Genomic DNA, 25,855 nt, shown 5'->3' with positions numbered 1-25,855 from the left:
GCCCGCACTTCTGAGACGAGCGGCGCGGCCAGGTCGTCCCTGGCCACGCAGCAGTCGGTCATAGCGGTTCGGGTGACCAACTCCCTGGGGTCAGTGCCGGGATGAGTCGTACCGGCCGTGCGAAAGGGAACGGCCGCGTCCCTCCCGGACGGTTTGCCGCAGCGCGGCGCGGAAGCGCCCCGGCCCCCAGGCACGGCCGTGGACCATCCGGGCGAGCGTGTCGCGGTCGGCGGGACCGTGCTCGTCCAGCGCATGGGTCACGGCGGCGACCTCCCGGTCGAGCTGCTCGTCGGCGCTGGCGGTGACGCGGCCGCTCGCCGCGCCGGTGCCGACCATCCCGGGTGAGGGGAATGTGCTCCCCGGCCCCGGCAGGAACCGCCGTGCTCCCGTGGTGTCCTGCTCGTGGCGGTGGTGGATGCGCTCACGGCGCTCGTCCGCGTAGGGTCCGGCCTCCTCGGCCGTCAGCGGGCGGGCGATGTCCTCCAGCGACTGCTGTTCCGCCCGGACGCCGAACATCAGCTCGGCGACACCGCCGAGCGCCATGGCCGCCGCGCCGATGAAGAACCCGGCGGCCACCAGCGTCAGGTTGCCGCTGTGGATGAACTGCCCGAACAGCGCCGGCCCCGTGATGCCACCGATCGCCGTCCCGACCGCGAAGAACAGGGCGATGGCCAGCGCCCGCGTCTCCATCGGGAAGATCTCGCTGACGGTGAGGTAGGCCGAGCCGGCCCCAGCGGAGGCGACGAAGAAGGTCAGCGCGATGAGCACCATGAACGAGGTCGTGGTCAGTGCCCGATTCAGCATCAGAACAGCGATTACCGCGGTCAGGGCGGCCGACACCAGGTACGTGCCGGCGATCATGGGAATCCGCCCAACGGTGTCGAACCAGCGTCCCAGCAGGAGCGGCCCCAGGAAGTTGCCGAGCGCGAAAACGACCATGAAGTACGGGATGGACCCGGACGCCACCCCGAAGAAGCCGTGCAGCAGCGTCCCCAGGTCGAACGTCACCGCGTTGTACAGGAACGCCTGCCCGATGAAGAGAGCGAGACCCAGGAGCACCCGGCGCGGATAGCGTTCCATGGCCACCCTGGCGATCTCCCGGAACGGGATGGCGGCGCGCTGCCTGACCGTGATCTCGCCCCTGGGCTGGGGCAGGTCGCCGCCGATCTCGGCCTCGATCTGGTCCACGATACGTTCGGCCTCCTCCTCGCGACCGTGGATGAACAGCCAGCGGGGACTCTCCGGAAGGCTTCGGCGGGTGAACATGATGGCGAACCCGAGCACGCCGCCGATGACGAACGCCAGCCGCCAGCCGATGTCCATCGGAAAGAGGGCGGTGCTGAGGAAGGCCAGCGCGGCGACGCTGCCGATGGCTGCCCCGACCCAGTAGCTGCCGTTGATGGCCAGGTCCACCCGGCCCCGGTTGCGCGCCGGGATGAGCTCGTCGATGGCCGAGTTGATCGCCGCGTACTCGCCTCCGATGCCCATCCCGGTCAGGAAGCGCATGAGGAACAGGTACCAGGGCTCGAACGCGAAGGTGGTGGCCACGGTGGCGACCATGTAGAGGCCCAGCGTGAACATGAACATCTTCTTGCGGCCGAGCCGGTCCGTGAGCTGCCCGAACAGCAGCGCTCCTACGCACGCGCCGGCGACGTAGATGGCCGCCGCGGTGCCGATGTCGGCGCTGTTGACGGCGATGCCGCTGCCGCGCTCCGTCATGCGGGAGGCGACCGCGCCGACGATCGTCACCTCCAGCCCGTCGAGGATCCACACCGTTCCCAGACCCAGCACCACTCTCCAGTGGAACCGGGACCAGGGCAGCCGATCCAGCCGGGCCGGGATGTTGGTCCGGATCATGCCAAGGTCTTCTGCGGTCATGGTCAAAGCTCCTTCACGGAACGTCCTTCAGCGGTGCTCCGGAGGGATGCCGGCAGTACAGTCGTTTTAATGCTGCTTTGTCGGGTTTTCGGGCATCGTTTCCGCTTCGAGAACGAGGGGGAGACGATGCGCTGGCATTGTCAGCGCGGCTGCGGGGCAGCGGGCGCAAAGTGCTACGCGAGCGTCCGGGACAGCCGCCGCTACGCCCGCGCCTTCGACAAGGAGGACCGCGACGATCTTGGCAGGCGAGCTCCCCTGGTGGGGCTCCTGCCGCTGCGGCTCGTCCGCGCCCTCCGTGAAAGGAGTCGGAGGAGCTGAATGCCGCTATGGGAGCAAGGAGGCGAGGTTCTTCGGCATGCCCGCCTTCACGTCCTCCCACTCCCCTTCGGTGATGTGACTCTTGAGCACTTCAAGGACGCCCCGCAACAGCAGCGGAAGTTGGGTCCTGTCCACTGTCCGGTTGAACGGCGCGTAGCCGGTTTCCACCATGTCCCCACCTCCTTTCCCGGGGTCCCAACTCCTTTCCCAGGCATTACCTCGAGACTCGTCCCGGCTGCTCCCCGGCCACATCCCCGAAACGTGCAGTGGCGTGAAAGATCTTTAAGAGCATGAGCTTCACCGTTCCTCGTCTGGGAGGCGGTCTTACATGCGGGGACGCGAACAGGAATGGCATGACGTGGACGGCCTGCTCGACGCCGTTCAGGCGGGCAAGGGCGCGACCCTGCTGGTGGACGGGGAGCCGGGGATCGGCAAGACCCGGCTGCTCGACGAGGCGGCCGCCACCGCCGGCGAGCGCGGCATCGCCGTGCTCCGGGGCGAGCTGGAGGAGCTGGGCGAGCTGGTGCCGTGCGGCAGCCTGTTCGAGGCCCTGGACCTACGGCTCGACCCAGACTCGCGGACGCTGGAGGCGTTGCGAACACGCTTCGAGGAATGGCCCACGGCTCCGGTCCTGGCCGTGCTCGACGACCTGCAGTGGGCCGATCCGGCGACGCTGGTCGCCCTGCGCACCCTCCACGGCCTGCTCGAATTCCGGCCGATCGGCTGGCTGCTGAGCCGATCGACCGGTGTGGGACAGGACCAGTCCGCCTCCCTGTTCGACCTGCTGGAGCGCCACGGGGCCGGCCGGGTGCGGCTCTCGCCGCTGTCCCCGGCCGCGGCCGTCGCCCTGGCCACCGACACGCTCGGGGCCGCGCCGGGACCGGCGACGCTGGCTCTGGTGGACGTCGTGGGCGGCAACCCGCTGCTGATCACCGAGCTGCTCGCCGGCCTTCGCGACGAAGGCCAGGTCCTCGACGGCGACGCCGCCCTGCGCATCCCCGACCGGTTCACCAGGGTGGTGCGGCACTGGATCGGCGGCCTGAGCGCGGTCGCCAGGAACCTGGTGGAGACGGCCGCCGTGCTCGGCCGGTCGTTCGCCCCCGAGCAGGCCGCGTCGCTGCTCGGCACGACAACGGCCGCGCTGCTGCCCGCGGTGGAGGAGTCCATGGCGGCGGGCATCCTGTCCGCCACCGCGCATGACCTCGCCTTCCGCCACGAGCTGGTCAGGCTTGTCATCGCCGAGCGGGTCCCGCCGCCCGTCCGGCAGGCGCTGCTGGGCCGGCTCGACCTCGTCGCGACCATCGACACCGCGATGGCGGAGGGGCGGCTGCGGGCGGCCGAGCAGCTGGTCCGCGGCGGCCTCGCCGAGCACTCCTCCGCGCACGCTTCGACGCACAGTGTGGCCGAGCTGCACTGCGTGCTCGCGGACGTCATGTACCTGACCGGCAGCCTCGAGGAGGCCATGCGGGAGGCCGAGACGGTGCTGGCGCTGCCCGACCTTCCCGGCCACGTGCGCGACCGGGCGCTGCTCGTGCGCCTCTACGCCATGACGCGCCTGCCCAGCGACGAGGCGTCCGTCCGCACGTACGCGCACGAGGTCATCGAGGCGGGTGCCCGTCACAGCGCGGCGGCCACCGCGGCGGCCCTGATCGCGCTGGCGCAGGCGGAGCGGGACGAGGGCCGCCTGTCCAAGGCGCTGGCGCTGGCCGCCGACGCCAGGCGGCTGTCCGGCGACGCCAGGCTGCTGTCCGGCGCGAACGGGTCGGCCGTGCATCCGTACGAATCCCGGCTGATCTCCGCCGCGATACTCACCGACGTCCACCGGCTGGACGAGGCGCGGCTGCTCGTCCAGGACGCGCGCGAGGACATGTTCGACTCCGGCCACCAGGCATGGGAGGCCGACCTGTCCGCCCTCGCGGCCCGGTCCGAGCTGCTCGAAGGGCGGCTGGACAGCGCCGCCGACGAAGCCCAGCGGGCGCTGAGCCTCGCCGCGGACCGGGCCACGCCCCTGTCCGCCGCAGCGGCCACCAACGTCCTGGCCACCGTCGCGCTGCGGCGCGGCAACGTACGGGCGGCCGTCCGGCACGTCGCCGACCTGCCCGGCGACTCACTCGAACACGCCCTCATCGTGGCCCAGGTCACCGAGGCGTGCGACGGACCGCTGAAGGCGATGACCTTACTGGCCGACCTGCTCGAACGGCAACGTTCGATGCTCGCCGGCAACCCCACCGCGAGCGCCTGGCTGGTCCGCCTCGCCCTCGCCGTGGACGCCCGCGCGGTGGCCAACGCCGCCGTCGCCACCGCGGAGGAACTGGCGGCCGCCAACCCGGGTTTCCTGGCCCTGACCGCGTCCGCCGCGCACGCGCGCGGCCTGCTCGACGGCGATCGCGAGGCCCTGTCCCGGGCCGCCGAGCGCGCCGACGACGTGTGGGGGCGCGCCTCCGCCACGGAGGACCTCGGCGTGCTGCAGGCCGCCGGCGGGCTGCACGACGACGCGGCGGTAAGCCTCGACCGCGCGCTCGCGATCTACTACGAGATCGGATCCGTCAGGGATTCGGCCCGCGTACGCAAGCGGCTGCGCGCCATGGGTGTGCGCCACCGGCACTGGAGCTACGCCGACCGGCCGGCCTCCGGCTGGGACAGCCTCACCGAGACGGAATGGCACGTCTCGCTCCTGGTGGCCGACGGGTGGTCCAACCGGCAGGTGGCGGAGCAGATGTTCATCAGCGCGCACACGGTCGCCTTCCACCTGCGGCACATCTACTCCAAGCTGCAGATCAAGTCCCGCGTCGAGCTGACCCGCCTCGTGATCGTCCGGGGGCGGGACGACACCGTCGACTAAGGGATTTGCCCCAGAACTACACGCATGGGGGATGTGACCCCGGAGCGCCAGGGAAAGCCTGGTAAAGCGTGTGAGCCACCTGGAAATCGGGCTGCTCGTCGGCCTCTTCGTCTTCGCGCTCACCGCCATCGCCATGATTCTCTGTGGCCTGCTCTGGGGAGCGGTCGCGGAAGAACTGCTCGCGAGTATCAATCGCTAGGGGGAGCCGCAATGCGCGCTCAACGGCGTGCTCCAGCAGGCCGACGACGACGTGATCGACGCGGACTTCACCGAGGTCAAATGAACGCCTACGAACAGCACCTAGAGGAGGCCCCGGAGGCGGCCGCGAAAATCGCGGAGCTGGAGGACCGCCGGCTCCGCGCGGTCGCCGAGCTGTCCCGCCTCGGTTACACCCGCCGCGACGAGACCAGGCGCTCAAGCTCATCGCCGACCAGGGCTACGACCCCGTGTACGGGGCCCGGCCGCTGCGCCGGTTCATCGCTCGCGAGGTCGAGACCAGGATCGGCCGCGCGCTGCTCAGCGGCGACGTCCCCGACGGCTCGACCGTCACGGTGGACGTCGACCACGGCGAGCTGAGCGTCACCTTCGCCGGACCAGGGAGCTGACATGATCTCGACCACCGTCGCCTGCTCGAACTGCGGCAAACGGAACAGGGTCCCGGCCGCGGCCGACGGCGTGCCCCAGTGCGGGAACTGCCACCGGCCGCTGCCGTGGATCGCCGAGGCGGGCGACGACACGTTCGCCGAGGTCGCCGAGCGTGCCGGCCCGCCGGTCATCGTCGACTTCTGGGCGGACTGGTGCGGGCCGTGCCGGATGGTCACGCCCGCACTCGAACAGATCTCCCAGGACCTGGCCGGCCGCGTCAAACTCGTCAAAGTCGACGTGGACCGGTCGCCCCGCCTGTCCGAGCGCTTCACGATCAAGCACATTCCGATGCTCATGATGATGGTCCGCGGCGAGGTCGTCGCCCAGCGGGCGGGCGCCTCGCCCGCCCACGAGCTGCGCCGATGGGTCGAGGACGCGGTCAGGACGCGCACATGACGCCGGTCCCCGAGACGCCGGATCTATACGGCGCCTTCCCCCGGCTGAGCGAGGCGCAGCTCGCCGAGCTCTCGCCCCACGGCGAGCGCCGGGCCGTCTCGCTCGGCGACGTCCTGTTCAGGGAGGGGGAGCCCACCACGGAGTTCATCGTCGTGCTGAGCGGCAAGGTGGCCATGGTCGAGGGGCACGGCTCCGGCCCGGACGAGAAGACGATCGCCGTCCAAGGCCCGGGCCGCTTCCTCGGCGAGCTCAGCCTGCTCACCGGCCAGGCGGCATTCCTGACCGCCGTCGTCCAGGAGCCAGGCGAGGTGCTGGCCGTCCCGGCCGAGGAGGTGCGCGCGCTCGTGGCGCACGACCAGGCGCTCGGCGACCTCATCCTGCGGGCCTACCTGACCCGGCGGTCCCTGCTGATCGGGCTGGGCACCGGCTTCCGCATCATCGGCTCCCGCTATTCGGCGGACTGCAAGCGGCTGCGCGAGTTCGCCGCCCGCAACAGGGTGCCGCACCGGTGGATCGACCTGGAGGAAGACGAGGAGGCGAACGCGCTGCTGCGCGAGCTACGCATCCCGGCCGCGGATACCCCAGTGGTGATCTGGCGCGGCGACAAGGTCCTGCGCAGCCCGACCGTCGCCGAGCTGGCGAAGGCGATCGGCCTGCCCGCCCCGGTGCCCGGCGACGGCGTCTGCGACCTGGTCATCGTGGGCGCCGGCCCGGCCGGTCTGGCCGCCGCCGTGTACGGGGCCTCGGAAGGGCTGACGACCGTCGTACTCGACGCCGTGGCCACGGGCGGGCAGGCCAGCACCTCCTCCCGCATCGAGAACTACCTCGGCTTCCCCTCCGGCATCTCGGGCGCCGAGCTCGCCGAGCGCGCCGTCATCCAGGCGCGGAAGTTCGGCGCGGCGCTGACCGTCCCGGCCGAGGCGACCGGCCTGCAGCCGGACGACGGCTTCTACAGCGTCCTCGTCGAGGACGGCAACACCATCAAGGGCCACGCCCTGATCATCGCCACCGGCGCCCGCTACCGGAAGCTCGACGTCCCCGAGCTGGAGAAGTACGAGGGATCCGGCGTCTACTACGCGGCGACGCCCTTCGAGCTGCGCATGTGCAGCGACTCGCCGGTGGTCATCGTCGGCGGCGGCAACTCCGCCGGTCAGGCGGCACTCTACCTGGCCAGGAACGCCTCGTCGGTGCGGGTGCTCGTACGCGGCGACGACGTGCGCGCCAGCATGTCCCACTACCTCGCCGACGAGCTCGACCGCACGCCCGGCATCGAGATCATGCTCAACACCGAGGTACGCCAGCTCATCGGCGACGGCACGCTGACCGGCGTCCGCGTCCACAACCGGCGCACGGGGAAGTCCCTGGAGATCGCCACCAGGGCGATGTTCGTCTTCATCGGCGCCGACCCACACACCAAGTGGCTGGAGGGCGCCGTGCCGCTCGACGACCGCGGCTTCGTCATCACGGGACAGCGCACCACCTGGAACGCACTGCTTCCCCTGGAGACCGACCACATGGGCGTCTTCGCCGTGGGCGACGTCCGCAGCGGATCGGTCAAGCGGGTCGCCTCCGCGGTAGGGGAGGGCGCCATGGCCGTACGCCTGGTGTACGAACGGTTCACCACCACAGAAAATCGACAGAGGAGACGGTGATCCACATGCCGGTCATGGCACACTCCAGGTTCGAGCGCTTCTTCCGCGCCGCCGCAGGACTCAACGTGGACAAGAACGACCTCAAGCGCTTCAACGACTTCGTCAATAGCAAGCTGTACGACATGCTCGTCGTCGCCGAAGCCGCGGCCAAGGAGAACAGGCGCGACATCATCCAGCCATGGGACCTGCCCATCACCAAGGGCCTGCAGGAGAACATGCACGGCTTCCGCGACCTCGACGAGGAGCTGGAGCTGACGCCGATTTTGGAGCAGCTCACCGCGCTGCCGCCGCTCGACCTGTCGCTCAGCGTGGACGCCGAGGCCCGACTGCCCGCCGTGGCGGGCGGGCTGTCCATGGCGCTCGCCCAGGCGTTCAAGATCGTCGAACCCGATCTCAAGAACCCCTCCAGCGAGCACTGGGAGCGCATGACCCGGCTGTTCGGCCTGCTCCTGTGAGCGTGACGCGGCAGGGCGAGCGACCACCGGGGACCCTACCGATCTTCAGCAGCCGGCGATGGTCGAGGGCGGCGTGGCCGTGCGCGACGGCGAGGCCCGTGCTACTCGACCAGGAACTGCTGTACACCTGATGGCGATCGGTTCAGCCCGACGGCGGGCGGGGGGATCGCGGGGCAGCGGCTTCCCGCGGCGGTGGGCACGGTCAGCGAGATCAGGTAGCGGTTCATCGCGCCTGTGACGCAGTCGCTACGGCCATAGACGCCGTGCCCCCAGCCCTCGTAGGTGAGCAGCGCCGCCTCGCGCCCTATCTGGCCCGCCACACCGGCCGCCCACAGGTAGCTGGTGGCGGGATCGTAGAGCGCGTTGGCCACCAGGATGGGCGGTGTGCCGTCAACGTTCAAGCGGTGTTGAGGGTTAGGGATCGGCGTGGGCCAGTCCAGGCATGCGGCGATCGCGTACAACGCGGCGGGGTTGTAACGCATGTCCGGCGCAAGGGCGCGCTGGCGATCCAGGCGCGCGGCGTACTCGCGGTAGTCACGGACGGGAAAGGAGAAGTCCTGGCAGAAGACCGCCCGCGGGAACGGCGACAGCTCCTCGGCCTGGCTTGCCTCGCCCGACGGCGTCTTCGCCGCAGCCGCGGTGTCCGTGGCCAGCAGTGACTCGGCCAGTTCCGTCCAGTACGGCCCGTAGAAGGCGCCGAAGGCCTGGTCGATCAAATCCCAGCTGGTGAGTGGAATATCCGGCTGTCCTGGCTGGTGTAGTTCGCCGCGGTCGGCGCGGGCCAGGAGTTTCGCCCAGAAGGCGCGCACGTCCTTGCCGTGCAGCGGGCACGTCGCGTTCTTGGCGCACCAGTCGGCGAACTCGTCGAAGGCGCTCTCCGCGTTGATGGCGGCGGTGTCGAGGTAGGCGCCGGTGCCCAGGCTGTGGTCGAAGTTGCTGTCGAGGACCAGTGCCCGCACTCTGCCGGGATATCGCTCGGCGTACTGCTGGCCGATCAGCGTTCCGTACGAGACCCCGTAGAACGTCACCCGCTCCTCATCCAGCGCGGCGCGGATGGCCTCCAGATCACGCACCACGCTCACCGTGCTGACATGGTCGAACAGCGGCCCGGTCCTGGCCTCGCAGTCCTCGCGGAGCCGCTTGTTGTAGGCGATGCGGGCCGCGAAGTCGGCCTGGCTCCTCATGAGAGTGTCCGGCATCGCGCGCAGCAGGGCGCTGGAGCACACGACGGGATGGCTGCGGCCCACCCCGCGCGGGTCGAAGCCGACGATGTCAAAGCTTTTCGTGAGCTCGGCGCTCAGGAAACGATCCGAGAAGAGGGCGAAATCCACGCCCGAGACGCCCGGGCCACCGGGGTTGACCACCAGCGAGCCGATCCGCTTCGTGGCGTCGGTGGCCTTGCGCCTGGCCAATGCCAGGTCAATGGTGCCGCTCCCGGGCGTGGCCCAATCGATGGGCACGGTCAGGGTGCCGCACTCGGCGGTGGCGTCCTGATCGCACGGCTGCCAATCGATCCCCGATGTCCGCGCGGCGGCCGGCGCGGTGGGCATCAGGAGGACCGCGAGCAAGGTCAGCGCTAGAGCCGGCAGGAGTGATCTTCGCATGGCGTCCCGTCGTCGAAGGGTTTCTGACCGACGACTGTGATCGATTCGCCATAACCAGGGCGTAACCACCTGGCTTCTATCGGCGAATCCGTACGCTGACCTGCGCGTTAGAGGCTAAAGCGCCGCACAGGACACGACCGTTGCAAGCTGGCGATCAACCGTAGAGGTCGTCAAGTGTGATCAGGTGCACGTCGCTCCCTGGTTCGGCGCCGAGGTCCCGGGTGAACCCGGCGCCCGAATAACACGTGAGCACCGTGTCGCGGGTGTCGTACCCCTTTGCCGTGAGCAGATCGCGCGCGCGCCGGAGCCGGGCCACATGCTCGGCTCCCATGACCATGTCCCACTTGACCTCGCCCAGTGAGAGAACCCGTCGCGGGCGTCCGTGATCCGCGGGCGCCAGAACAGCGACATCGACCTGGATCTGCGTGCGATTGGCGGGATCGGGTACGACTCCACTCCCCACCTCACCGGCCGCGGTATCGGCATGCAGGGCGTACTCGCGGCAGAGCATCTCGACATGGGGGCCGACGACCTGCGACAGGAAGCGTGCCCTGCTGCCCCGCCACACCGTCGCCGCGTCCCCGCGCTCCAACCGCGCCCACTCCCTGACCATGATCGCCTGATAGAACGTGATGAGCGGTTCGGCCACCCGGTAGTAGCCGCGGTTCGGCCGGAAGAGATCGCGCTCTTTGACCAGGAGATGGCTGTCTTCCAGGACGCGGAGCGGATGCGCGATCTCGTTGGACTTCCGCCCCACGTAGCCGGCGATTCCCCCTGACGTCGTGTTGCCGTCGGCGACGGCGGCAAGGACGGAGTGGTAGAGCGACGGGTCGCGGATCTCCGTCTCTTCCGCCAACAGGTAGCGGGCCTCCCTGAACAACGGGACCTCGGCGTTCAACACGGATCTGATCACCCAGTCGTCGAAATCCGCCGGCCCAGCCGGGACATCACCACGGACGAACTCCTTCCGGTAGGCCGGTGTCCCACCCACCACCGCGTGTACCTGGGCCGCCAGACGCGGGTCGCTGATCCCCCAAAAGCGGGCGGCCTGGCGGTAGTCGAAGGGCCTGATGACCATTTCCAGTCCCGCGCGTCCGCGTAGCGGAGCCGTACCGGACAACAAACCGCCCATCACCGACATCGCTGAACCGCAGAGCAGCACCCTGGCCGTGCTGGCGGCTCCGGAGCCGCCAGGACCCAACTCCCGCTGGATGATCGAGGGAAGCTCTGGGGATGCCTTGACAAGATACGGAAACTCATCAAAAACGACAGGCACCGCCCGATCGCGCACGACCCCGAAGAGGTAGGGGATGGCGTCGATCCAATCGCGGAAGGCCGGAACAGGCGCGCCGGTGAATCTGATCAGTTCGTCCGCGAAGAGGCGCAACGCCACCGCCTCCGTCACCTCGAGCGCGGGGAAGTAGATGCCGCCCATGCTGCTCGCCAAGGCCTGCAGGAGATAACTCTTCCCTTGGCGGCGGCGGCCGCTCACCACACCGAGCCGAGCTCCCGGGCCCGCTTCCGAAGCGAACGAGACCAGGCCCGCCCACTCTCGCTCACGGCCGAACACATGCTGAGGCTTCCGCATGAGTCGAAGTATAGTTGACCGAACTATAGTTGACTCAACCGTACTTCACAAAAGCTACAGCGACAGGCGCGACTGGGGGTGACTGAGCGAGAGCATGATGGGCGCGCTTTCATGCTCGGGAAGATAGGTTGGTCGGTATGACCGCTCAGCCTGTGGAGCCCGTTGCGCGTCGTGATCCAGGTGAGGATCCGGCCGCGATCTTCGAGGCGCTTCCGCCGTCGCACCGTGCCCTGTTCCGGGCGGAGTACGACGAGGCTTTGGAGGCCGCGCACGACTTGGCCCGCTTCAAGCAGGTGCAGACGCTGTTGCGTCAGTGGCGCCTGCGTGCGATCGCCTACGCCCGTCCGGGCTACGAGGAAGCCGTCCAGGACGCTCTCCAGAACCGTACAGAGATGTTCACGCGCTACACCCCGCCGGAGTGGGAAGGCCGGGTGTGAGCTACAAGTTCGACGGTTTCCACGGACGCGCCCTCTACGAGCTGAACGGTCTTCCCGAGGAGGTCCGTGACGGCCCGCTGCTGGAGCGTCTTCTTGAACTCCTCCGCGATCCGTGGGACGCGGTCGCGGAGCGCCCTGGTCAGTCCGCGGTGAGGCACGCCTTCTTCGGAGATAACGGCCAAGGCATGATGACGTTCATCCTCGATGAGGAGACCCGGGCCTTGCGCATCATCGACCTCCTCTGGGCCGGCTGACCTCGCTGGAGCCGAAGTTGATCTGTTCGCTTTGGATGCTCGTGGACGTCCTTGATCCTGCTCGTCATCAAGGGCTCATCAGCGCCATGTCGGTTCCTTGAGAGTCTCTCTATATCGGTTATAGCTATTAGCTTCTTTCGCCGACGCGCTCGGTCGCGCGGGCAGGCCGTACGAGCTGCATGTCTTTCCCGAGGGCAAGCACAGGCTCGGGCTCGCCCAGAGCGACCTGGCCGCGTCCACCTGGCCAAGCCTCTGCGCCACCTGGCTCGCCGACCAGGGCTTCGGACCGCGCCCCTAACGTCGTACGGGACACGACCGTTCCGAGCTGGCTTAGCTCAATCGACGTGGGAATGCCTCTGCTCCAGGTAGTCGTTGAGCTGCCGCCACTGAGTCGGATGAATGTCCAGCATGCGCAACTCGCCCGGCTCGACCCACCGCACGTCGCTCGCCTCATCATTGGCCTCGGGCCGGCCGCCGACCGGACGGGCGATCAGCATGACCTCGTACTCCTGGCGGACCTCCCCATCCGTGTAGGCCACGATGTGGCCGGGGTCGGAGTAGATTCCGAGGATGCCGACCGGCTCGACACGAACGCCGGTCTCCTCCTCGGTCTCCCGCACGGCGCACTGCGAGGGCGTCTCGCCGATCTCCATCTTGCCCATCGGCAACGCCCACTGACCGGTGTCCCGCCGGCACTGCATGAGGATGCGGCCCGCGTCGTCCACGGTGACCGTCCCGCAGGCCGGCACCAGGCTGTTCGCCTTCGGGGCGTTCGGGTCGTTCCAGTACTCGACTCGTCCCATGTGGGATGCCTTTCAGATCTCCGCGCCGGACCACGGAACGGCTCCGGCCCAGACTCGCTCGAACGATGACATGTAGTGGTCGGCTATCGTCCCGCCGTCGAGGCGGCGGAAGTGAAAGGTCGGGTTTGCCGACGCCGGTTCGCCGTACGCGTGCGGGTTGACCAGGATGTCATCGTCGTAGCGGAACAGCGAGGCATACAGTGTCGTGGAGTGAAGCCGTATCTCGCAGCCATCCAGGTCGGGCAGCGCCCGGTAGTACGTCAGGGATGAGCGGATCTTGGCGGCCAGCGTTCCGCCGAGTCCTTCCTCGCGATCTCGCGTCTCCACAGACTGTGCGCTGGGGTCGCCGAAGCACAACCTGACGGCAACACCACACCGCGCGATCTCAATCAGCAATCGGGCGATCTTGGGTTGTGTCTGAGCGTAGAACGTCCCTGAGAAGACCAGGACGTCCACCCGCTCCTGAGCGTCGGTGAGGAGCCGTAGCCACAGCTCACGAGGCACGCTGGCGCGGTCGGGGAAGACCTCTACGAGTTCCGACCGGTTCGCCCTGCCCCGGCGCGCCTCGCTGCTTTCCAGCACGTCAGGCCACAGGTACGTCTCGTCAGCGGTCAGCAGTTTCGCCGCCGCCCACCTGTGCCGACGGTGTGGAACCCGGCCTGTGTTGATCCAGCGTTCGACCGTCTTGGGTTCGACGCCACACGTCTCGGCCAGGCCCTCCAGGGCCACCCCGTGGCGAAGCATTGCTGTGCGTAGCCGCTCGTTCACGCATTCCATTGGACGCGAACGTCCGGGACGTTTCAAGGCCGTCTTGGGACGTTTCTCGGTGGCTCAACACGTCCCGACAACGGGCTGCGGCGAAGTTCAAAGGTCCCGTCGGCCTGGCTTCACTTGGCGTACTGGCACCGAAGTCACTGGAGGTAGGTGGATGTACCCACAGCACGCGCGGCCCGGCCCTGAGGTCATTACGTCGCTGGACGCGGCTGAGCAGTTGCAGCGGGAGTTAATCCACCTGAACGTCCCTGGCGACGTACACGACGGCTACGGGATCGCGCTGGTCTCCGTGTGGGTCGGGCTCGTCGTCTGGTGTCACCATGACGGGTTCTGGTGGCGTACGGGCTGGGAGCCGAACCGGAAGCGCGCCATCTATGCCAGGCACCCGCTTCCAGAGCCAGAAAGAGCAGCACGGCGCATCGCCCTGCGCTACGCGGAACTGCGCAGATCTCATTCGCACTCGCCGCTGATCGCAGGAGTGCAACCATGAACCTGACCTTGCAGCAAGTGCTCAGCAGGTTCCCCGGATGGCAGATCATCGGCATGGCCGACGGCTGGGTCGCGATCCGCGCCAACCTCGTGCCCAGAGACAGCGGGCTGTCGAATGTCCGTTGCGGGGCGACCTTGGAGGAACTGACCGGAAACCTTCAGGCCGAGAGCAGGCTCCAGAGTCGCGTCAAGCTGCAGTAAGCCGGTGATTCGATGGCAACCCGACCTCCGGAGCGCAAGGCCTGGCTATGGGGGCACAGTCCTCACGGAAGGCGGCGGTGGCGGAATGAGCTTGCTCCTCATGAATCCCGGGAGCTGATCGACAAGGCGTCTGCCCCCTGTAGTGGAGTGACCTCTCAGATGGTGCGGATTCTGGGGCGCGAGGGGAGCCGACGGGTAACGTGGGGGGATGAGCGCGCAGCCTGTCCATGATCCTCGGTACGACCCGGAAGCGATTCTTCGGGCGCTGCCGGAGAAGTGGCGTCCGGTGTTCCTGGCCCAGTATCACGAGGCGTGGGAGGCAGCTCGTGAGCCGGGTGAATACCATCGCCTGCCCGAGGTCCTCAACCTGTGGTGGCTGAACTCGATCGCCTTCTCCGATCCCACCTACGATCAGCGTGCTGAGGAGGCGGCCCGGGGCGCAGGCGAGGTCATGGCGTTTGAGGAGGCGATTCCCGACTGGGAAGAGCGCCTGGCTCGGGCGCGGCGTACGTGAGCTTTCGCCCGGTTCTGTCTTCTTCGGCGGTGGCGAGGATGAAGGACTTCCCCGATGCTGCCCTGACGGCTCTGGTTGAGCGGACGGCCGATCTGCTGGAGGAGCCGTGGGATGCGCAGGTGCTGTATCCCGGACGTACGGATTACCGGCAGGCCACCTTTGGTGATTACGGCCTGCTTCACTTCCACGTCGATGAAAAAGCTGAGCTGATCACCATCTACGAGTTGGTCTGGGCTGGTTGATCAGCTGGATTGCCGGGCGACAAAGTGAGTGACGGCAGCAACCGTGAGATGCCCAGCAGATTCCGGACAGTCGGCTACAAGCTGACAGAAGTCTGGAAGAGGTGGGTACGTGACGAGGCGTCGTAGGCAGTTCTCGCCGGAGTTCAAGGAAGAAGCCATTCGCATGGTGCTGGAGGGTGAGCGGACGGTCGCGTCGGTGGCGGCCGTGGTGAGCATGCGCCGACTCAACGAGTTGGAGGAGGCGGGGGCCGATCTGCGTGATTTGGCGCTTGTACTTGCCCGGTCGGTCACGGATACGGGAGAGCGAGTCTCGCTCGATGAGGTAATCGCCGCTTTCGGGCATACTCGCGAGTCGCTGGCCGCCCTCCCGGACGACGAGTGATGTGACAGGTGTCCGACGTCGTCTTCACGTCGCCGGCGGTCGATGATCTCCGGCGCATCGGCCCAGATGCGTGGAGCATTGCCTACTGCTCCGGGCAGTGCCCAGTGAGCGGGCACGGGTCTAGTGGTGGGCCGGGCTCTGGCGTGGCAGGGTGGCCGTCACGATCAGGCCGCCGCCTTCGCGGGGACGGGCCGAGACCTCGCCGCCGTGCGCGAGCGCGATCGAGCGCACGATGGACAGCCCCAGCCCCGCGCTCTTGGCCGTGACCACGCGTTCGGGGCCGAGCCGGCGGAAGGGCTTGAACAGCGTCGGGATCTCGTACGGCGGCACAGCCGGACCGGTGTTGCTGACCTCCACCTCGACGCGGCCGTCATACGCGATGCGGCTGGCGGCCCGCACCCAGCCGGTGCCGTCGTCGATGTTGTGCCGGATTCCGTTCTCGACCAGGTTGTGCACCAGCCGTTCGAGTAGGAGCGCGTCCCCGCTGGTCGGCGCGGGCCCGGCCGCCTCGTGCAGGGTGATCTTCGACTCCGTGGCCTCGGCGGTGGCCTGCGCGATCACGTGACTCACCACGTCGGCCAGATCCACGGGTGACCGATCGCCGATCTCGTGCTCGGCGCGGGCCAGGAGTAGCAGCCCGGAGATGAGCCGCTCGTGCCGGGCGTTGATCTCCAGCAGGCTCTCGCCGAGCTGCTTGACGTCGGCCGAGGCCGTACGGCGATGCATGGCCAGCTCCACCAGCGCGCGGTTCAGCGTCAGCGGGGTGCGCAGCTCGTGCGAGGCGTTGGCGACGAACCTGCGCTGCCCGTCGAAGGAGTGGTCCAGCCGTTCGACCATGGTGTCGAAGGTGTCGGCCAGCTCCTTCACCTCGTCGGCCGGACCGTTCAGCGCGATCCGCTCGTGCAGACCGCGCTCGGCGACCGGCGCGGCCGCGATCCGCCGCGCGGTCTCGGTCACCTGGCGCAGCGGCGTGAGCACCCGTCCGGCGACCAGCCACCCCACACCCGACGCCGCGCCGCCGACCACGACCAGCGCGATCGCGCCCTGGGTGAGCAGCGAGGTGGTCGCGGCGCCGCGCAGCAGGCTCTGCTGCTGCTTCATCCAGTTCATGGCCTTGTCGCCGTCCAGCGAGCCCGTGTTGGTGTCCAGCGAGCCGGGACCTCCGCCTCTGACGATGATGGATACCGTCTTTTGCTCGAGCTGCTGGTTGAACAGCAAGTACGTGACGCCGAGCAGCGTCAGTCCCGCGACGAAGAACAGCGTGCTGTACACAAGGGTGAGCCTGCTGCGGAGCGTGGGAGTGGTCATGGAATCTGGTACCCCACTCCCGACACGGTCTCCACGACCGGCGGCTCGCCGAGCTTGCGGCGCAGCTTGAGGATGGTCAGGCGGACCGCGCTGGTGAACGGGTCGGCGTGCTCGTCCCACGCCTTCTCCAGCAGGTGTTCGGCGGGCACCACGGCCCCATCGGCGAGCAGCAGCTCGGCCAGCACGGCGAACTCCTTCTTCGACAGCGGCACGTACCTGCCGTTCCTGAACACCTCCCGGCGCGCGGGATCGAGGGTGATCCCCGCGCGCCGCAGCACCGGTGGCGCGGCCGGACGCGAGCGCCGACCGAGCGCCAGGACGCGGGCCGCGAGCTCGGGGAAGGCGAACGGCTTGGCCAGGTAGTCGTCGGCGCCGAGGGAGAGCCCGGTCACCCGGTCGCCGATCTCGGCGGCGGCGGTGAGCATCAGCACCCGCGCGGTCGACGCGGACTCCACCAGCTCCCGGCAGACGTCGTCACCATGGACGAGCGGCAGATCACGGTCCAGGACGACCACGTCGTAGTCGTTGACCGCGATGCGCTCCAACGCCGCCTCCCCGTCGTGCGCGGTGTCGACCGCGTGCGTCTCCTCGCGCAGCCACTCGGCTATCGCGTCGGCGAGCATGCGCTCGTCCTCGACCACCAGCACCCGCATCGCGCCCTCGTCCCCTTCGGTCATGTACTGGGGCGATCGTGCCGGTTGCGCTGTTTGTTCGGCGTTAGCACCCATGGAAACGCCGGGGAAACGGCGTGCGCTGTTGGCTTTCGTCTCGTACACCCGAGCTGCAAGAAAGAGGAGACCATGAGACGACGAGGCATCCTGGCCGCGATCCCGCTCGCACTGACGCTGGCCCTGGCGGGCTGCGGCGCGAACGACCCGGCGGGCTCCGACGTGGCATCGGTGAGCAGCGGCAAACCTGCCGCCGCCCCCAGCGCCTCGGCCAGCGTGGACCGGGCGGGGATGGGGCTCAAGTTCGCCCAGTGCATGCGCGAGAACGGCGTCCCCATGGACGACCCCGAACCCGGCAAGGGGGTCATGCTCAAGATGGACAAGAGCATCTCCCCGGAGACGGCGCGGAAGGCGCAGGAGGCCTGCAAGGAGTACGCGCCGAACGGCGGTGGCCCGGGCGGGAAGGTGGACCCCAAGATGGCCGAGCAGATGCGCAAGTTCTCCCAGTGCATGCGGGACAACGGCGTCGAGGCCTTCCCCGACCCTGACGGCGGCGCGCTGCGCATGACCGGTGAGGCCGGCGACGACCCGGACTTCAAGGCCGCGCAGGAGAAGTGCTCGAAGGAGTTCCTGCCCCAGATGGGCCAGGGCGGCTCCTGATGTCCACAGCCACCCTCGACGACAAGGCGGCGGCGGGCGGGGATCGCCCGCGCCGCCGCCGCGGGCGCGGCAGGCGGGTCGCGGGCCTGCTCCTCGCGCTCGCCGTCATCGGTACGGCCGGCGCGGCCGTGAACGGCATGGGCCTCCTGGGCGGCGACCGGGCGGCGGGCAAGACGGCCGGCGCCCTGCCGCCCGCCACCACCACGGTGACCAGGCAGACGCTGCTCGACACGCGGGAGGCCGACGGCGACCTCGGCTACGGACCGACCACCACGGCGGTGAGCAGGAAGCCGGGCACGGTCACCTGGCTGCCGGACAGCGGTGACACGGTCGGCAGGGGCAAGTCCCTGTACCGGCTCGACGCCAAACCGGTGGTGCTGATGTACGGCACCACGCCCGCCTACCGCGACCTGCGGATCGGCACCGAGGGCAAGGACGTCGAGCAGCTCGAACGCAACCTCAAGGCCCTCGGCTACGACGGCTTCACCGTCGACGACGAGTACACCGACTCCACGGCCGACGCGGTCAGAGAATGGCAGGAGGACCGCAACCTCGACGAGACCGGCGTCGTCGAGCTCGGCCGGGTCGTCTTCGCCGCCGGCAAGGTACGCGTGGACAGCCTGGAGGCCGAGGCCGGCCAGCCCACCGCGCCGGGCCAGAAGGTGCTCTCCTACACCGGCACCGACAAGGTGATCACCGTCAAGCTGGAGACGGAGGACCAGCGGGTGGCGAAGAAGGGCGCCAAGGCATCGGTCACGCTGCCCGACGGCAAGACCGTGTCCGGCAAGGTCACCGAGGTCGCCACCGTCATCGAACCGGGCGACGGGCAGGGCGCGGAGCCCGAGACGCGGGTGGAGGCGCTGGTCTCCCTCGGTAAGCAGCGGGCCGCCAAGGGGCTGGACCAGGCCGCGGTGGACGTGACGTTCACGGCGTCGAAACGCAAGAACGTGCTGACCGTGCCGATCGCCGCGCTCGTGGCGCTCCAGGAAGGCGGGTACGGCGTGGAGGTCGTCGAAGGCGGCAAGTCCCGATATGTCGGTGTGAAGACAGGTCTGTTCTCTGGCGGCCGGGTCGAGATCTCCGGCGACGGCCTCACCGAGGGCATGAGCGTCGGGATGCCCCGATGATTTCTCTAATTGACGTCACCCGCTCCTATCCCGGCGGCGTCACCGCGCTGGACAAGGTGTCCCTGGAGATCGAGCGCGGTGAGCTCGTCGCGATCGTCGGCCCGTCCGGCTCGGGCAAGTCGACGATGCTCAACGTCGTCGGCACCCTCGACCGCCCGTCCTCGGGAACCGTCCGCATCGACGGCTACGACGTGGCGAAACTGTCGGACGGCCGGCTCTCCGCACTGCGGGCCACCCGCATCGGCTTCGTCTTCCAGCACTTCCACCTCGCCGCCAAGGTCCCGGCGATCGACAACGTGGCCGACGGCCTCGTCTACACCGGCATCGGGCGCGCCGAGCGACGGCGGCGGGCCGCGACCGCGCTGGAGCGGGTCGGGCTCGGTCACCGCCTCGACCACGAGCCGCACGAACTGTCCGGCGGCGAGCGGCAGCGCGTGGCCATCGCCAGGGCCGTGGCGGGTGATCCCCCGCTCCTCCTGGCCGACGAGCCGACCGGCGCCCTGGACTCCGTCTCGGGCGCCGGGGTGATGGACCTGCTGCACGACCTGAACGCGGCCGGCACCACCATCGTGATCATCACGCACGACCGGGAGATCGCCGCGAGCCTGCCCCGGCAGGTACGGATGCGCGACGGCCAGATCGTCGCCGACTCCGCGGCCGAAGAGAGAGTGGCCTGATGGCGGCCGTCGTCGAGCACGCGGGACTGCCGAAGCTCACCCCGGCCAGGATGCGGTCGGGCGATGTGCTGCGGGTCGGCGCCGTCGGCCTGCGGACCCGCCCGCTGCGGGCCTTCCTGTCCGCGCTCGGCATCGCCATCGGCATCGCGGCCATGATCGGCGTGGTCGGCATCTCATCCTCGTCGGGAGCCGAACTCGACCGCACGCTCTCGGCTCTCGGCACCAACCTGCTCACCGTCTCCTCCGGGCAGACGCTGATGGGCGAGCCGGCCAAGATGCCGGTCGAGGCGGAGGCGATGATCGAGCGGATCGGGCCGGTCCAGGCCGTCTCGGCGGCCGGGAAGGTCAGCGCGGCCAAGGTCTACCGGTCGGAGGAGGTGCCCAAGGCGCAGACCAACGGCATCAACACCTACGCCGCCCGGCTCGACCTGCCGGCCACGGTGGGCGCGACGCTGCGCAGCGGCACCTGGCTCAACGCGGCCACCCAGCGCTACCCGGCCGCGGTGCTCGGGTCGAGCGCGGCCCAGCGGCTCGGGGTGGGCGCGGCGGGGCCGGACACGCAGGTGGTCGTGGGCGGCAAGCGGTTCACGGTCGTCGGCGTACTCGACCCGGTGCCGCTCGCCGACGAGCTGGACACCGCGGTGCTGGTCGGCTGGCCCGTCGCGGAGGCGAAGCTGGACTTCGACGGCTATCCGACGACCCTCTACACCCGCGCGGAGGAGTCGAAGCTGGAGACCGTACGCTCGGTGCTGGCGGGCACGGCCAACCCGGAGGCGCCCAACGAGGTCGACGTCTCGCGGCCGTCCGACGCGCTGGCCGCCAAGCAGGCGACCAGCCAGGCGTTCACCGGGCTGCTGCTGGGCGTCGGCGCGGTCGCGCTGCTGGTCGGTGGGGTCGGGGTGGCCAACACCATGGTCATCTCGGTGCTCGAACGGCGCTCCGAGATCGGCCTGCGCCGCTCGCTCGGCGCGACGCGCGGGCAGATCCGTACACAGTTCCTCGCCGAGTCGCTGCTGCTCTCGGCGCTCGGCGGGGCGGGCGGGGTGCTCCTCGGCACCGGCGTCACCATGGGGTACGCGCTGTACCAGGGGTGGCCCGCGGTGATCCCCGCGTGGGCGACGGCCGGCGGGCTCGCGGCCACCCTGGCCATCGGCGCCGTCGCCGGACTGTACCCGGCGATCCGCGCCTCCCGCCTCTCCCCGACCGAGGCACTCGCCACACCCTGACCTGCCCACCCTGACCCGCGCCGCCCTGACCCGCCCAGCACCGCCAACCCGACGGCGGCCCGCCCGGCGCGGTCAACCCGGCGCGGGTCAGCGCTGTGTGGGCAGTCCGGCGGCGAGGGCGGCGAGCATGCGCTTCATCGTCGGCTGGAACGGCAGGCAGCGGGCGGCGATGTCGGGGTCCTGGGCGTAGAGCTCACGCAGGGCGGGCGGCGGGTTCGACATCGGGAAGAGCGTGCCCGCCAGCGCGGCGGCCGCCCCGGCCAGCTCGACCCCCTCACCGGTGGTCAGGCCGGGGTAGGCCAGAGCGACGCGCGCTCCCAGGTCGTCGATCGCGCTGTGCACGGCCCGCTTGAAGGCACGAGCCGCCGGGACCGAGATGTTGTGCTCCAACGTGATCGAGACGTGGCCCAGCAGGTCGCAGAAGAGCGTTCGCTCGGCCAGCGTGTCGGTCAGCGCGGCGACCACGTCGTCCGGACCGGCGGCCGTGGCGAGCCGGGCCGCGACCTCGTCCGCCCAGCCGATCCACTCCTCGACGGTGAGTTCGAGGTAGATCTCCTCCCGGGTCCCGAAATATCGCACCACGTTGGACTTCGCCAGTCCGACCGCCGCCGCGACCCCGCCCAAGCTGACGTTGCGAACCCCTGATTCAGTGGCAAGCCGACGAGCGGCGGCGAGGATCTCCTCGCGCCGCTGCTGCTTGTGCTCCGGGCGCCTGGCCCGGAGAAACGCCGATCGCGTCATGGTTGAGCCAAGCATACGAGCAAGATAAGGAAACGTCGTCCTCTTGTTAAGATTACACCGTCCTGTTAACGTCGCCCTCAACTGACGCGCATCATTCGGAGGGCAATGTGGTCACGCTGCGGATGCGGGTGAACGGCGTAACCCGTTCGCTCGAGCTCGAACCATGGGTCAGCCTGCTCGACGCGCTACGCGAGCACCTCGGCCTGACCGGCACGAAGAAGGGCTGCGACCAGGGCGCCTGCGGCGCCTGCACGGTGCTGGTCGACGGCGAGCGGATCAACTCCTGCCTGGCCCTCGCGGTGCAGTACGAGGACCGCGACATCACCACCATCGAGGGGATCACGCACCCGATCCAGCGGGCGTTCATCGAGCACGACGGCTTCCAGTGCGGTTACTGCACCTCCGGCCAGATCTGCTCGGCGATCGGCATGCTGGCCGAGCACGGGGCGGGGATGCCCAGCGCGGTCACCGAGCCCGGCACCACCGGGCTGTCGGAGGCCGAGATCAGGGAGCGCATGAGCGGCAACCTGTGCCGCTGCGGCGCGTACAACGGGATCGTCGACGCCATCAAGGAGGTCGCGCGATGAAGCCGTTCGCGTACGTCAGCGCGCCCGACGTGGCGACGGCCGTCCGCGCGATCGCGACGGAGCCCAACGCGAAGTTCCTCGGCGGCGGGACGAACCTCGTCGACCTGATGCGCGAGGACATCGAGCGGCCCGACACGGTGGTCGACATCACCCGCCTGCCGCTGACCGAGATCGAGGAGCTGCCCGGCGGCGGCGTGCGCGTCGGGGCGCTGGTGCGCAACAGCCACCTGGCCGCTCACCGGCTGATCACGACCCGCTTTCCGCTGCTGTCGCAGGCGCTGCTCGCGGGCGCGTCGGCGCAGCTGCGCAACATGGCCACGGTGGGCGGCAACCTGCTGCAGCGCACCCGCTGCCCCTACTTCTACGACGGCGCGTCGGCCTGCAACAAGCGCGTGCCCGGCAGCGGCTGCGACGCGATCGGCGGCTTCAACCGCAACCACGCGATCCTCGGCACGAGCGACGACTGCATCGCCACGCACCCCTCGGACATGTGCGTCGCGCTCGCCGCGCTCGACGCCACCGTGGAGGTGGAGAGCGTACGCGGCCTGCGTCGCGTGCCGATGGCCGACTTCCACCGGCTGCCCGGCGGCACGCCGCACCTGGAGACGGCGCTGGAGCCCGACGAGCTGATCACCGCGGTCGAGGTGCCGGCGCTGACGGCGCCCTCCTGCTATCGCAAGGTGCGTGACCGGGCCTCGTACGCGTTCGCCCTGGTGTCGGTCGCCGCGGCGCTGGAGGTCACGGACGGGGTCGTGTCGGAGGTACGGCTGGCGCTCGGCGGCGTGGCGGCCAAGCCGTGGCGGGCCCGCCAGGCCGAGTCGGTCCTGCTCGGCGCCCCGGCCACCGAGGAGTCGTTCCGCCGGGCGGCCCAGGCGGAGCTGGAGCCGGCGGTCGGCCGGCCGGACAACACCTTCAAGATCGAGCTGGCCCAACGGACGATCGTGGCGACGCTGCGGCGGCTCAGCGACGGGAGCCTGGCATGACCACCACCACCGAGAAGCAGAGCCCGCCGCGCGAGCGGGCGGTCGGCCGGGGCATCGACCGGGTCGACGGCCCGGAGAAGACGACGGGCAAGGCCCGGTTCGCGGCCGAGTTCCCGTACCCGGACCTCGCCTACGCCGCCCTGGTGCACGCGACGGTCGCCCGCGGCCGGATCACCGGCATCGACGTCAAGGCGGCCGAGGCGGTGACGGGCGTCCTGTCGGTGCTCACCCATCTGAACGCGCCCGTGCTGAAGCCGGCGCCCGCGCGGAGCATGCTCGACCTGAGCACGATGGTCTCCGGCACCTCGGTCAATTACCTCAACACCGACGAGGTGCATTGGGACGGCCAGCCGGTGGCGGTCGTCGTCGCGGAGAGCCTGGAGGCGGCGCGGCACGGCGCGAGCCTGGTCGAGGTGACCTACCAGGAGTTCCCGGCCGTGGTGGACTTCGCCGCGGAGGAGGCGAACGCCAAGCCGCAGCCGAACAGCATCATGGGGCCGGGCAGCGCCAAGAAGGGTGACGCGGAGGCGGCCCTGGCGGTGGCGCCGGTCTCGGTGGACCTGCGCTTCACCACCCCGCCCCACAACCACAACGCGATCGAGCCGCACGCGACCACCGCCGTGTGGGACGGCGACCGGCTGACCGTGCACGAGGGCAGCCAGGCCATCTCCTGGATGCGCAAGCACCTCGCGGTCAGGTTCGGCATCCCCGAGCGGAATGTACGCATGACCTCCCCGTACGTCGGCGGCGGCTTCGGCGGCAAGGGCTCGATCTGGCCGGGCACGATCCTGACCGCGCTGGCCGCCCGGGCGACCGGCAGAGCGGTGCGGATGATGCTGACCAGGGAGGGCGTCTACCGCACGGTCGGCGGGCGCACGCCCTCGACCCAGCGCGTCGCGCTCGGCGCCGGCCAGGACGGCAGGCTGACCGCGCTGATCCACACCAGCGTCACCAGGACCGGAAAGGCGGGCGGCAATTCCGAGTCGGTGACCGAGGCGTCCCATCATCTCTACGACGCCGAGAACATCCTCGTTCAGCAGAAACTCGTCGAGATGGACCTGCTCCCCAACACGTTCATGCGCGCGCCCGGCGTGTCCATCGGTACGTTCGCGCTGGAGGCGGCGATCGACGAGCTGGCCGGCGAGCTCGGCGTCGACCCGATCGAGCTGCGGATGCGCAACGAGCCGGAGCGCAACCCGCTCGACGGCAAGCGCTTCGCGCACCGGAAGCTGCGTGAGGCGTACGCGCTGGGCGCCGAGCGGTTCGGCTGGGCCGAGCGCACGCCGGAGCCCGGCTCGATGCGCGACGGCAGGTGGCTCGTCGGCATGGGGGTGGCCACGGCTTACCACTCGTCGGTGCAGTTCACGGCCAACGTCACCGTGCGGCTCTCGGCCGATGGCACGGTCGTGGTGCGCTGCGGCTTCCACGAGATGGGCATGGGCGGCGCGACAGTGCAGGCGCAGATCGCCGCCGACGAGCTGGGCGTGCCGTTCGAGGCGGTTCGGGTGGAGTACGGCGACTCCGACCTGCCGACCGGGCCCATGGCGGGCGGCTCCGCGCAGACCGCGAGCGTCGCGGCCAGCCTGCTGTCGGCCTGCGAGAAGCTGAAGGGGTCGGTGCTGGCTCTGGCCCGGCGCTCCGGCGACTCGCCGTTGCGCGGGCAGCGGCTCGCCGCGATCGAGGCCAGGGACGGCGGGCTCTACCGGCGCGACCGGCCGGACGCCGGCGAGAGCTACGAGGCCATCCTGTCCAGGGCGGGCCGGCCGTCCGTCGAGGCGGCGATCGGCTCCGAATCGGGCCTCGGCGCGCTGGCCGGGCAGGTCAGGTTCATGGCCAAGTTCGTCAACGACCGGCGGCGCTGGGTCAAGGCCGCGAGCGGCGCCCAGTTCTGCGAGGTACGCGTCGATCCGGACACCGGCGAGGTACGGCTGTCACGCTGGCTCGGCGTGTTCGACGTGGGCCGGGTGATCAACGCGAAGACGGCGGCCAGCCAGCTCCGGGGCGGCATCGTGATGGGGATCGGCATGGCGCTGTCGGAGGAGACGCTCGTCGACCCGCGCAACGGCCGCGTCATGAACCCGGGTCTGGGCGACTACCACATCCCGGTGCACGCCGACGTCCCGCCGATCGACATCCTCTATCTGGACGAGCCGGACCCGACCATGCCCCTGGGCCTGATCGGCATCGGCGAGGTGAGCATCACGGGCGTCGCCGGGGCCATCGCCAGCGCCGTCCACCACGCCACCGGCAAGCGCGTCCGCGACCTGCCGATCACCCTCGACAAGCTGCTCTGACCACCGGTGCGTCGCGGCTGAGGTCCCTTTGGGGAATACCCCCTTCGGGGGAGCGGAAGAAACCGGTACGTCGCGGCTGAGGTCCCTCCGGGAGCGGAAGAAGCTGCCCC

At 69.7% G+C, this 25,855-nt stretch carries 29 protein-coding genes; 20 read left to right on the top strand and 9 right to left on the bottom strand.

The window, feature by feature from the left end:
* Nucleotides 1-90 precede the first annotated feature (90 nt).
* Together AB0C30_RS03420 and AB0C30_RS03415 are read right to left on the bottom strand one after the other, a co-directional pair.
* The gene (locus AB0C30_RS03420; protein ID WP_357939098.1) at nucleotides 91-1,878 is read right to left on the bottom strand and encodes an MFS transporter; all 1,788 of its coding nucleotides are present in this window, start codon (nucleotides 1,876-1,878) and stop codon (nucleotides 91-93) included.
* 324 nt (nucleotides 1,879-2,202) lie between these two features.
* Nucleotides 2,203-2,367 (bottom strand): hypothetical protein, encoded by a 165-nt coding sequence (locus AB0C30_RS03415; RefSeq protein WP_357939096.1) that lies wholly within the window; start codon nucleotides 2,365-2,367, stop codon nucleotides 2,203-2,205.
* 157 nt (nucleotides 2,368-2,524) lie between these two features.
* Between AB0C30_RS03415 and AB0C30_RS03410 the strand changes: the two genes are divergently transcribed.
* From AB0C30_RS03410 to AB0C30_RS03385, 6 genes are all read left to right on the top strand, one after another.
* Nucleotides 2,525-5,038, top strand: coding sequence for an AAA family ATPase (locus AB0C30_RS03410; protein ID WP_357939094.1), 2,514 nt, complete (start codon nucleotides 2,525-2,527; stop codon nucleotides 5,036-5,038).
* 70 nt (nucleotides 5,039-5,108) lie between these two features.
* A complete protein-coding gene (locus tag AB0C30_RS03405; RefSeq protein WP_357939092.1) occupies nucleotides 5,109-5,237 on the top strand; it encodes a hypothetical protein in 129 nt (42 codons plus the stop codon).
* A gap of 247 nt (nucleotides 5,238-5,484) precedes the next feature.
* Complete coding sequence (locus AB0C30_RS03400) at nucleotides 5,485-5,643, top strand: hypothetical protein (protein WP_357939089.1); 159 nt, start codon at nucleotides 5,485-5,487, stop codon at nucleotides 5,641-5,643.
* A 1-nt stretch (nucleotide 5,644) separates the two neighbouring features.
* Nucleotides 5,645-6,079 (top strand): thioredoxin, encoded by a 435-nt coding sequence (gene trxA, locus AB0C30_RS03395; protein WP_357939087.1) that lies wholly within the window; start codon nucleotides 5,645-5,647, stop codon nucleotides 6,077-6,079.
* Nucleotides 6,076-7,731: an FAD-dependent oxidoreductase gene (locus AB0C30_RS03390; RefSeq protein WP_357939085.1), complete on the top strand. Its 1,656-nt coding sequence runs from the start codon at nucleotides 6,076-6,078 to the stop codon at nucleotides 7,729-7,731. Before trxA ends, AB0C30_RS03390 begins: the two co-directional genes overlap by 4 nt.
* A gap of 5 nt (nucleotides 7,732-7,736) precedes the next feature.
* On the top strand, nucleotides 7,737-8,186 hold the full coding sequence (locus AB0C30_RS03385; RefSeq protein ID WP_357939083.1) for a DUF1931 family protein: 450 nt from the start codon (nucleotides 7,737-7,739) through the stop codon (nucleotides 8,184-8,186).
* A 101-nt stretch (nucleotides 8,187-8,287) separates the two neighbouring features.
* Here the strand turns inward: AB0C30_RS03385 and AB0C30_RS03380 are convergent, their stop codons facing one another.
* Both AB0C30_RS03380 and AB0C30_RS03375 read right to left on the bottom strand, forming a co-directional pair.
* Nucleotides 8,288-9,790: an alpha/beta hydrolase gene (locus tag AB0C30_RS03380; RefSeq protein WP_357939081.1), complete on the bottom strand. Its 1,503-nt coding sequence runs from the start codon at nucleotides 9,788-9,790 to the stop codon at nucleotides 8,288-8,290.
* A 154-nt stretch (nucleotides 9,791-9,944) separates the two neighbouring features.
* On the bottom strand, nucleotides 9,945-11,378 hold the full coding sequence (locus tag AB0C30_RS03375) for an ATP-binding protein (protein ID WP_357939079.1): 1,434 nt from the start codon (nucleotides 11,376-11,378) through the stop codon (nucleotides 9,945-9,947).
* A gap of 137 nt (nucleotides 11,379-11,515) precedes the next feature.
* Between AB0C30_RS03375 and AB0C30_RS03370 the strand changes: the two genes are divergently transcribed.
* Nucleotides 11,516-11,815, top strand: a complete 300-nt coding sequence (locus tag AB0C30_RS03370) for a DUF6247 family protein (RefSeq protein WP_357939077.1) — start codon at nucleotides 11,516-11,518, stop codon at nucleotides 11,813-11,815.
* Nucleotides 11,812-12,069 carry a hypothetical protein gene (locus AB0C30_RS03365; protein WP_357652685.1) on the top strand — a complete coding sequence of 86 codons (258 nt, stop codon included), beginning with the start codon at nucleotides 11,812-11,814 and terminating at the stop codon, nucleotides 12,067-12,069. Before AB0C30_RS03370 ends, AB0C30_RS03365 begins: the two co-directional genes overlap by 4 nt.
* A gap of 335 nt (nucleotides 12,070-12,404) precedes the next feature.
* Here the strand turns inward: AB0C30_RS03365 and AB0C30_RS03360 are convergent, their stop codons facing one another.
* Nucleotides 12,405-12,872, bottom strand: a complete 468-nt coding sequence (locus tag AB0C30_RS03360) for an NUDIX domain-containing protein (RefSeq protein WP_357939075.1) — start codon at nucleotides 12,870-12,872, stop codon at nucleotides 12,405-12,407.
* 12 nt (nucleotides 12,873-12,884) lie between these two features.
* A complete protein-coding gene (locus tag AB0C30_RS03355) occupies nucleotides 12,885-13,601 on the bottom strand; it encodes an XRE family transcriptional regulator (RefSeq protein ID WP_357939073.1) in 717 nt (238 codons plus the stop codon).
* A 199-nt stretch (nucleotides 13,602-13,800) separates the two neighbouring features.
* On the opposite strand from AB0C30_RS03355, the gene AB0C30_RS03350 reads away from it, so the two are divergent.
* From AB0C30_RS03350 to AB0C30_RS03330, 5 genes are all read left to right on the top strand, one after another.
* Nucleotides 13,801-14,136 (top strand): hypothetical protein, encoded by a 336-nt coding sequence (locus tag AB0C30_RS03350; RefSeq protein WP_357939071.1) that lies wholly within the window; start codon nucleotides 13,801-13,803, stop codon nucleotides 14,134-14,136.
* Nucleotides 14,133-14,336 (top strand): hypothetical protein, encoded by a 204-nt coding sequence (locus AB0C30_RS03345; RefSeq protein WP_357939068.1) that lies wholly within the window; start codon nucleotides 14,133-14,135, stop codon nucleotides 14,334-14,336. The genes AB0C30_RS03350 and AB0C30_RS03345 overlap by 4 nt, the downstream gene beginning before the upstream one ends.
* 208 nt (nucleotides 14,337-14,544) lie before the next feature.
* Nucleotides 14,545-14,850, top strand: coding sequence for a DUF6247 family protein (locus AB0C30_RS03340; RefSeq protein ID WP_357939066.1), 306 nt, complete (start codon nucleotides 14,545-14,547; stop codon nucleotides 14,848-14,850).
* Between the two features lie 38 nt (nucleotides 14,851-14,888).
* Complete coding sequence (locus AB0C30_RS03335) at nucleotides 14,889-15,092, top strand: hypothetical protein (RefSeq protein ID WP_225299885.1); 204 nt, start codon at nucleotides 14,889-14,891, stop codon at nucleotides 15,090-15,092.
* Between the two features lie 109 nt (nucleotides 15,093-15,201).
* Complete coding sequence (locus AB0C30_RS03330) at nucleotides 15,202-15,474, top strand: transposase (protein ID WP_357939064.1); 273 nt, start codon at nucleotides 15,202-15,204, stop codon at nucleotides 15,472-15,474.
* Nucleotides 15,475-15,594: 120 nt separating this feature from the next.
* Here the strand turns inward: AB0C30_RS03330 and AB0C30_RS03325 are convergent, their stop codons facing one another.
* Both AB0C30_RS03325 and AB0C30_RS03320 read right to left on the bottom strand, forming a co-directional pair.
* A complete protein-coding gene (locus AB0C30_RS03325; protein ID WP_357939062.1) occupies nucleotides 15,595-16,782 on the bottom strand; it encodes a HAMP domain-containing sensor histidine kinase in 1,188 nt (395 codons plus the stop codon).
* Nucleotides 16,779-17,435 carry a response regulator transcription factor gene (locus tag AB0C30_RS03320; protein ID WP_357939754.1) on the bottom strand — a complete coding sequence of 219 codons (657 nt, stop codon included), beginning with the start codon at nucleotides 17,433-17,435 and terminating at the stop codon, nucleotides 16,779-16,781. Before AB0C30_RS03320 ends, AB0C30_RS03325 begins: the two co-directional genes overlap by 4 nt.
* 147 nt (nucleotides 17,436-17,582) lie before the next feature.
* Here AB0C30_RS03320 and AB0C30_RS03315 point away from each other — a divergent pair, with 147 nt between their 5' ends.
* The 4 genes from AB0C30_RS03315 to AB0C30_RS03300 are packed head-to-tail and all read left to right on the top strand — an operon-like array spanning nucleotide 17,583 to nucleotide 21,140.
* Nucleotides 17,583-18,110, top strand: a complete 528-nt coding sequence (locus AB0C30_RS03315; RefSeq protein WP_357939060.1) for a hypothetical protein — start codon at nucleotides 17,583-17,585, stop codon at nucleotides 18,108-18,110.
* Nucleotides 18,110-19,237: a peptidoglycan-binding protein gene (locus AB0C30_RS03310; protein WP_357939058.1), complete on the top strand. Its 1,128-nt coding sequence runs from the start codon at nucleotides 18,110-18,112 to the stop codon at nucleotides 19,235-19,237. The genes AB0C30_RS03315 and AB0C30_RS03310 overlap by 1 nt, the downstream gene beginning before the upstream one ends.
* Complete coding sequence (locus AB0C30_RS03305; RefSeq protein ID WP_357939056.1) at nucleotides 19,234-19,914, top strand: ABC transporter ATP-binding protein; 681 nt, start codon at nucleotides 19,234-19,236, stop codon at nucleotides 19,912-19,914. The genes AB0C30_RS03310 and AB0C30_RS03305 overlap by 4 nt, the downstream gene beginning before the upstream one ends.
* Entirely contained in the window at nucleotides 19,914-21,140 is a 1,227-nt protein-coding gene (locus AB0C30_RS03300; protein WP_357939054.1) for an ABC transporter permease, read from the top strand. Before AB0C30_RS03305 ends, AB0C30_RS03300 begins: the two co-directional genes overlap by 1 nt.
* A gap of 87 nt (nucleotides 21,141-21,227) precedes the next feature.
* On the opposite strand, the gene AB0C30_RS03295 is transcribed toward AB0C30_RS03300, so the two are convergent.
* Nucleotides 21,228-21,881 carry a TetR family transcriptional regulator gene (locus tag AB0C30_RS03295; protein ID WP_357939052.1) on the bottom strand — a complete coding sequence of 218 codons (654 nt, stop codon included), beginning with the start codon at nucleotides 21,879-21,881 and terminating at the stop codon, nucleotides 21,228-21,230.
* 122 nt (nucleotides 21,882-22,003) lie between these two features.
* On the opposite strand from AB0C30_RS03295, the gene AB0C30_RS03290 reads away from it, so the two are divergent.
* Genes AB0C30_RS03290 through AB0C30_RS03280 form a run of 3 tightly spaced genes read left to right on the top strand, consistent with a single transcriptional unit; the run spans nucleotide 22,004 to nucleotide 25,745 of the window.
* A complete protein-coding gene (locus tag AB0C30_RS03290; RefSeq protein WP_357939751.1) occupies nucleotides 22,004-22,468 on the top strand; it encodes a 2Fe-2S iron-sulfur cluster-binding protein in 465 nt (154 codons plus the stop codon).
* The gene (locus AB0C30_RS03285; RefSeq protein ID WP_357939050.1) at nucleotides 22,465-23,451 is read left to right on the top strand and encodes a xanthine dehydrogenase family protein subunit M; all 987 of its coding nucleotides are present in this window, start codon (nucleotides 22,465-22,467) and stop codon (nucleotides 23,449-23,451) included. Before AB0C30_RS03290 ends, AB0C30_RS03285 begins: the two co-directional genes overlap by 4 nt.
* Nucleotides 23,448-25,745 (top strand): xanthine dehydrogenase family protein molybdopterin-binding subunit, encoded by a 2,298-nt coding sequence (locus tag AB0C30_RS03280; RefSeq protein ID WP_357939048.1) that lies wholly within the window; start codon nucleotides 23,448-23,450, stop codon nucleotides 25,743-25,745. Before AB0C30_RS03285 ends, AB0C30_RS03280 begins: the two co-directional genes overlap by 4 nt.
* Nucleotides 25,746-25,855 lie beyond the last annotated feature (110 nt).

Source organism: Nonomuraea sp. NPDC048901 (assembly GCF_040649695.1).
Classification (GTDB): Bacteria; Actinomycetota; Actinomycetes; order Streptosporangiales; family Streptosporangiaceae; genus Nonomuraea.
This window is presented reverse-complemented; position numbering and strand designations above follow the sequence as displayed.

Excerpts from the sequence above, each read along its gene's own strand:
- AB0C30_RS03290 (WP_357939751.1), top strand. The coding sequence starts at position 22,004 with ATGCGGGTGAACGGCGTAACCCGTTCGCTCGAGCTCGAACCATGGGTC.
- AB0C30_RS03280 (WP_357939048.1), top strand. The coding sequence starts at position 23,448 with ATGACCACCACCACCGAGAAGCAGAGCCCGCCGCGCGAGCGGGCGGTC.
- AB0C30_RS03320 (WP_357939754.1), bottom strand. The coding sequence starts at position 17,435 with ATGCGGGTGCTGGTGGTCGAGGACGAGCGCATGCTCGCCGACGCGATA.
- AB0C30_RS03360 (WP_357939075.1), bottom strand. The coding sequence starts at position 12,872 with ATGGGACGAGTCGAGTACTGGAACGACCCGAACGCCCCGAAGGCGAAC.
- AB0C30_RS03380 (WP_357939081.1), bottom strand. The coding sequence starts at position 9,790 with ATGCGAAGATCACTCCTGCCGGCTCTAGCGCTGACCTTGCTCGCGGTC.
- AB0C30_RS03410 (WP_357939094.1), top strand. The coding sequence starts at position 2,525 with ATGCGGGGACGCGAACAGGAATGGCATGACGTGGACGGCCTGCTCGAC.
- AB0C30_RS03350 (WP_357939071.1), top strand. The coding sequence starts at position 13,801 with ATGTACCCACAGCACGCGCGGCCCGGCCCTGAGGTCATTACGTCGCTG.
- AB0C30_RS03310 (WP_357939058.1), top strand. The coding sequence starts at position 18,110 with ATGTCCACAGCCACCCTCGACGACAAGGCGGCGGCGGGCGGGGATCGC.
- AB0C30_RS03385 (WP_357939083.1), top strand. The coding sequence starts at position 7,737 with ATGCCGGTCATGGCACACTCCAGGTTCGAGCGCTTCTTCCGCGCCGCC.
- AB0C30_RS03285 (WP_357939050.1), top strand. The coding sequence starts at position 22,465 with ATGAAGCCGTTCGCGTACGTCAGCGCGCCCGACGTGGCGACGGCCGTC.
- AB0C30_RS03420 (WP_357939098.1), bottom strand. The coding sequence starts at position 1,878 with ATGACCGCAGAAGACCTTGGCATGATCCGGACCAACATCCCGGCCCGG.
- AB0C30_RS03340 (WP_357939066.1), top strand. The coding sequence starts at position 14,545 with ATGAGCGCGCAGCCTGTCCATGATCCTCGGTACGACCCGGAAGCGATT.
- AB0C30_RS03335 (WP_225299885.1), top strand. The coding sequence starts at position 14,889 with ATGAAGGACTTCCCCGATGCTGCCCTGACGGCTCTGGTTGAGCGGACG.
- AB0C30_RS03315 (WP_357939060.1), top strand. The coding sequence starts at position 17,583 with ATGAGACGACGAGGCATCCTGGCCGCGATCCCGCTCGCACTGACGCTG.
- AB0C30_RS03295 (WP_357939052.1), bottom strand. The coding sequence starts at position 21,881 with ATGACGCGATCGGCGTTTCTCCGGGCCAGGCGCCCGGAGCACAAGCAG.
- AB0C30_RS03325 (WP_357939062.1), bottom strand. The coding sequence starts at position 16,782 with ATGACCACTCCCACGCTCCGCAGCAGGCTCACCCTTGTGTACAGCACG.
- AB0C30_RS03375 (WP_357939079.1), bottom strand. The coding sequence starts at position 11,378 with ATGCGGAAGCCTCAGCATGTGTTCGGCCGTGAGCGAGAGTGGGCGGGC.
- AB0C30_RS03300 (WP_357939054.1), top strand. The coding sequence starts at position 19,914 with ATGGCGGCCGTCGTCGAGCACGCGGGACTGCCGAAGCTCACCCCGGCC.
- AB0C30_RS03390 (WP_357939085.1), top strand. The coding sequence starts at position 6,076 with ATGACGCCGGTCCCCGAGACGCCGGATCTATACGGCGCCTTCCCCCGG.
- AB0C30_RS03415 (WP_357939096.1), bottom strand. The coding sequence starts at position 2,367 with ATGGTGGAAACCGGCTACGCGCCGTTCAACCGGACAGTGGACAGGACC.
- AB0C30_RS03370 (WP_357939077.1), top strand. The coding sequence starts at position 11,516 with ATGACCGCTCAGCCTGTGGAGCCCGTTGCGCGTCGTGATCCAGGTGAG.
- AB0C30_RS03305 (WP_357939056.1), top strand. The coding sequence starts at position 19,234 with ATGATTTCTCTAATTGACGTCACCCGCTCCTATCCCGGCGGCGTCACC.
- AB0C30_RS03345 (WP_357939068.1), top strand. The coding sequence starts at position 14,133 with ATGAACCTGACCTTGCAGCAAGTGCTCAGCAGGTTCCCCGGATGGCAG.
- trxA (WP_357939087.1), top strand. The coding sequence starts at position 5,645 with ATGATCTCGACCACCGTCGCCTGCTCGAACTGCGGCAAACGGAACAGG.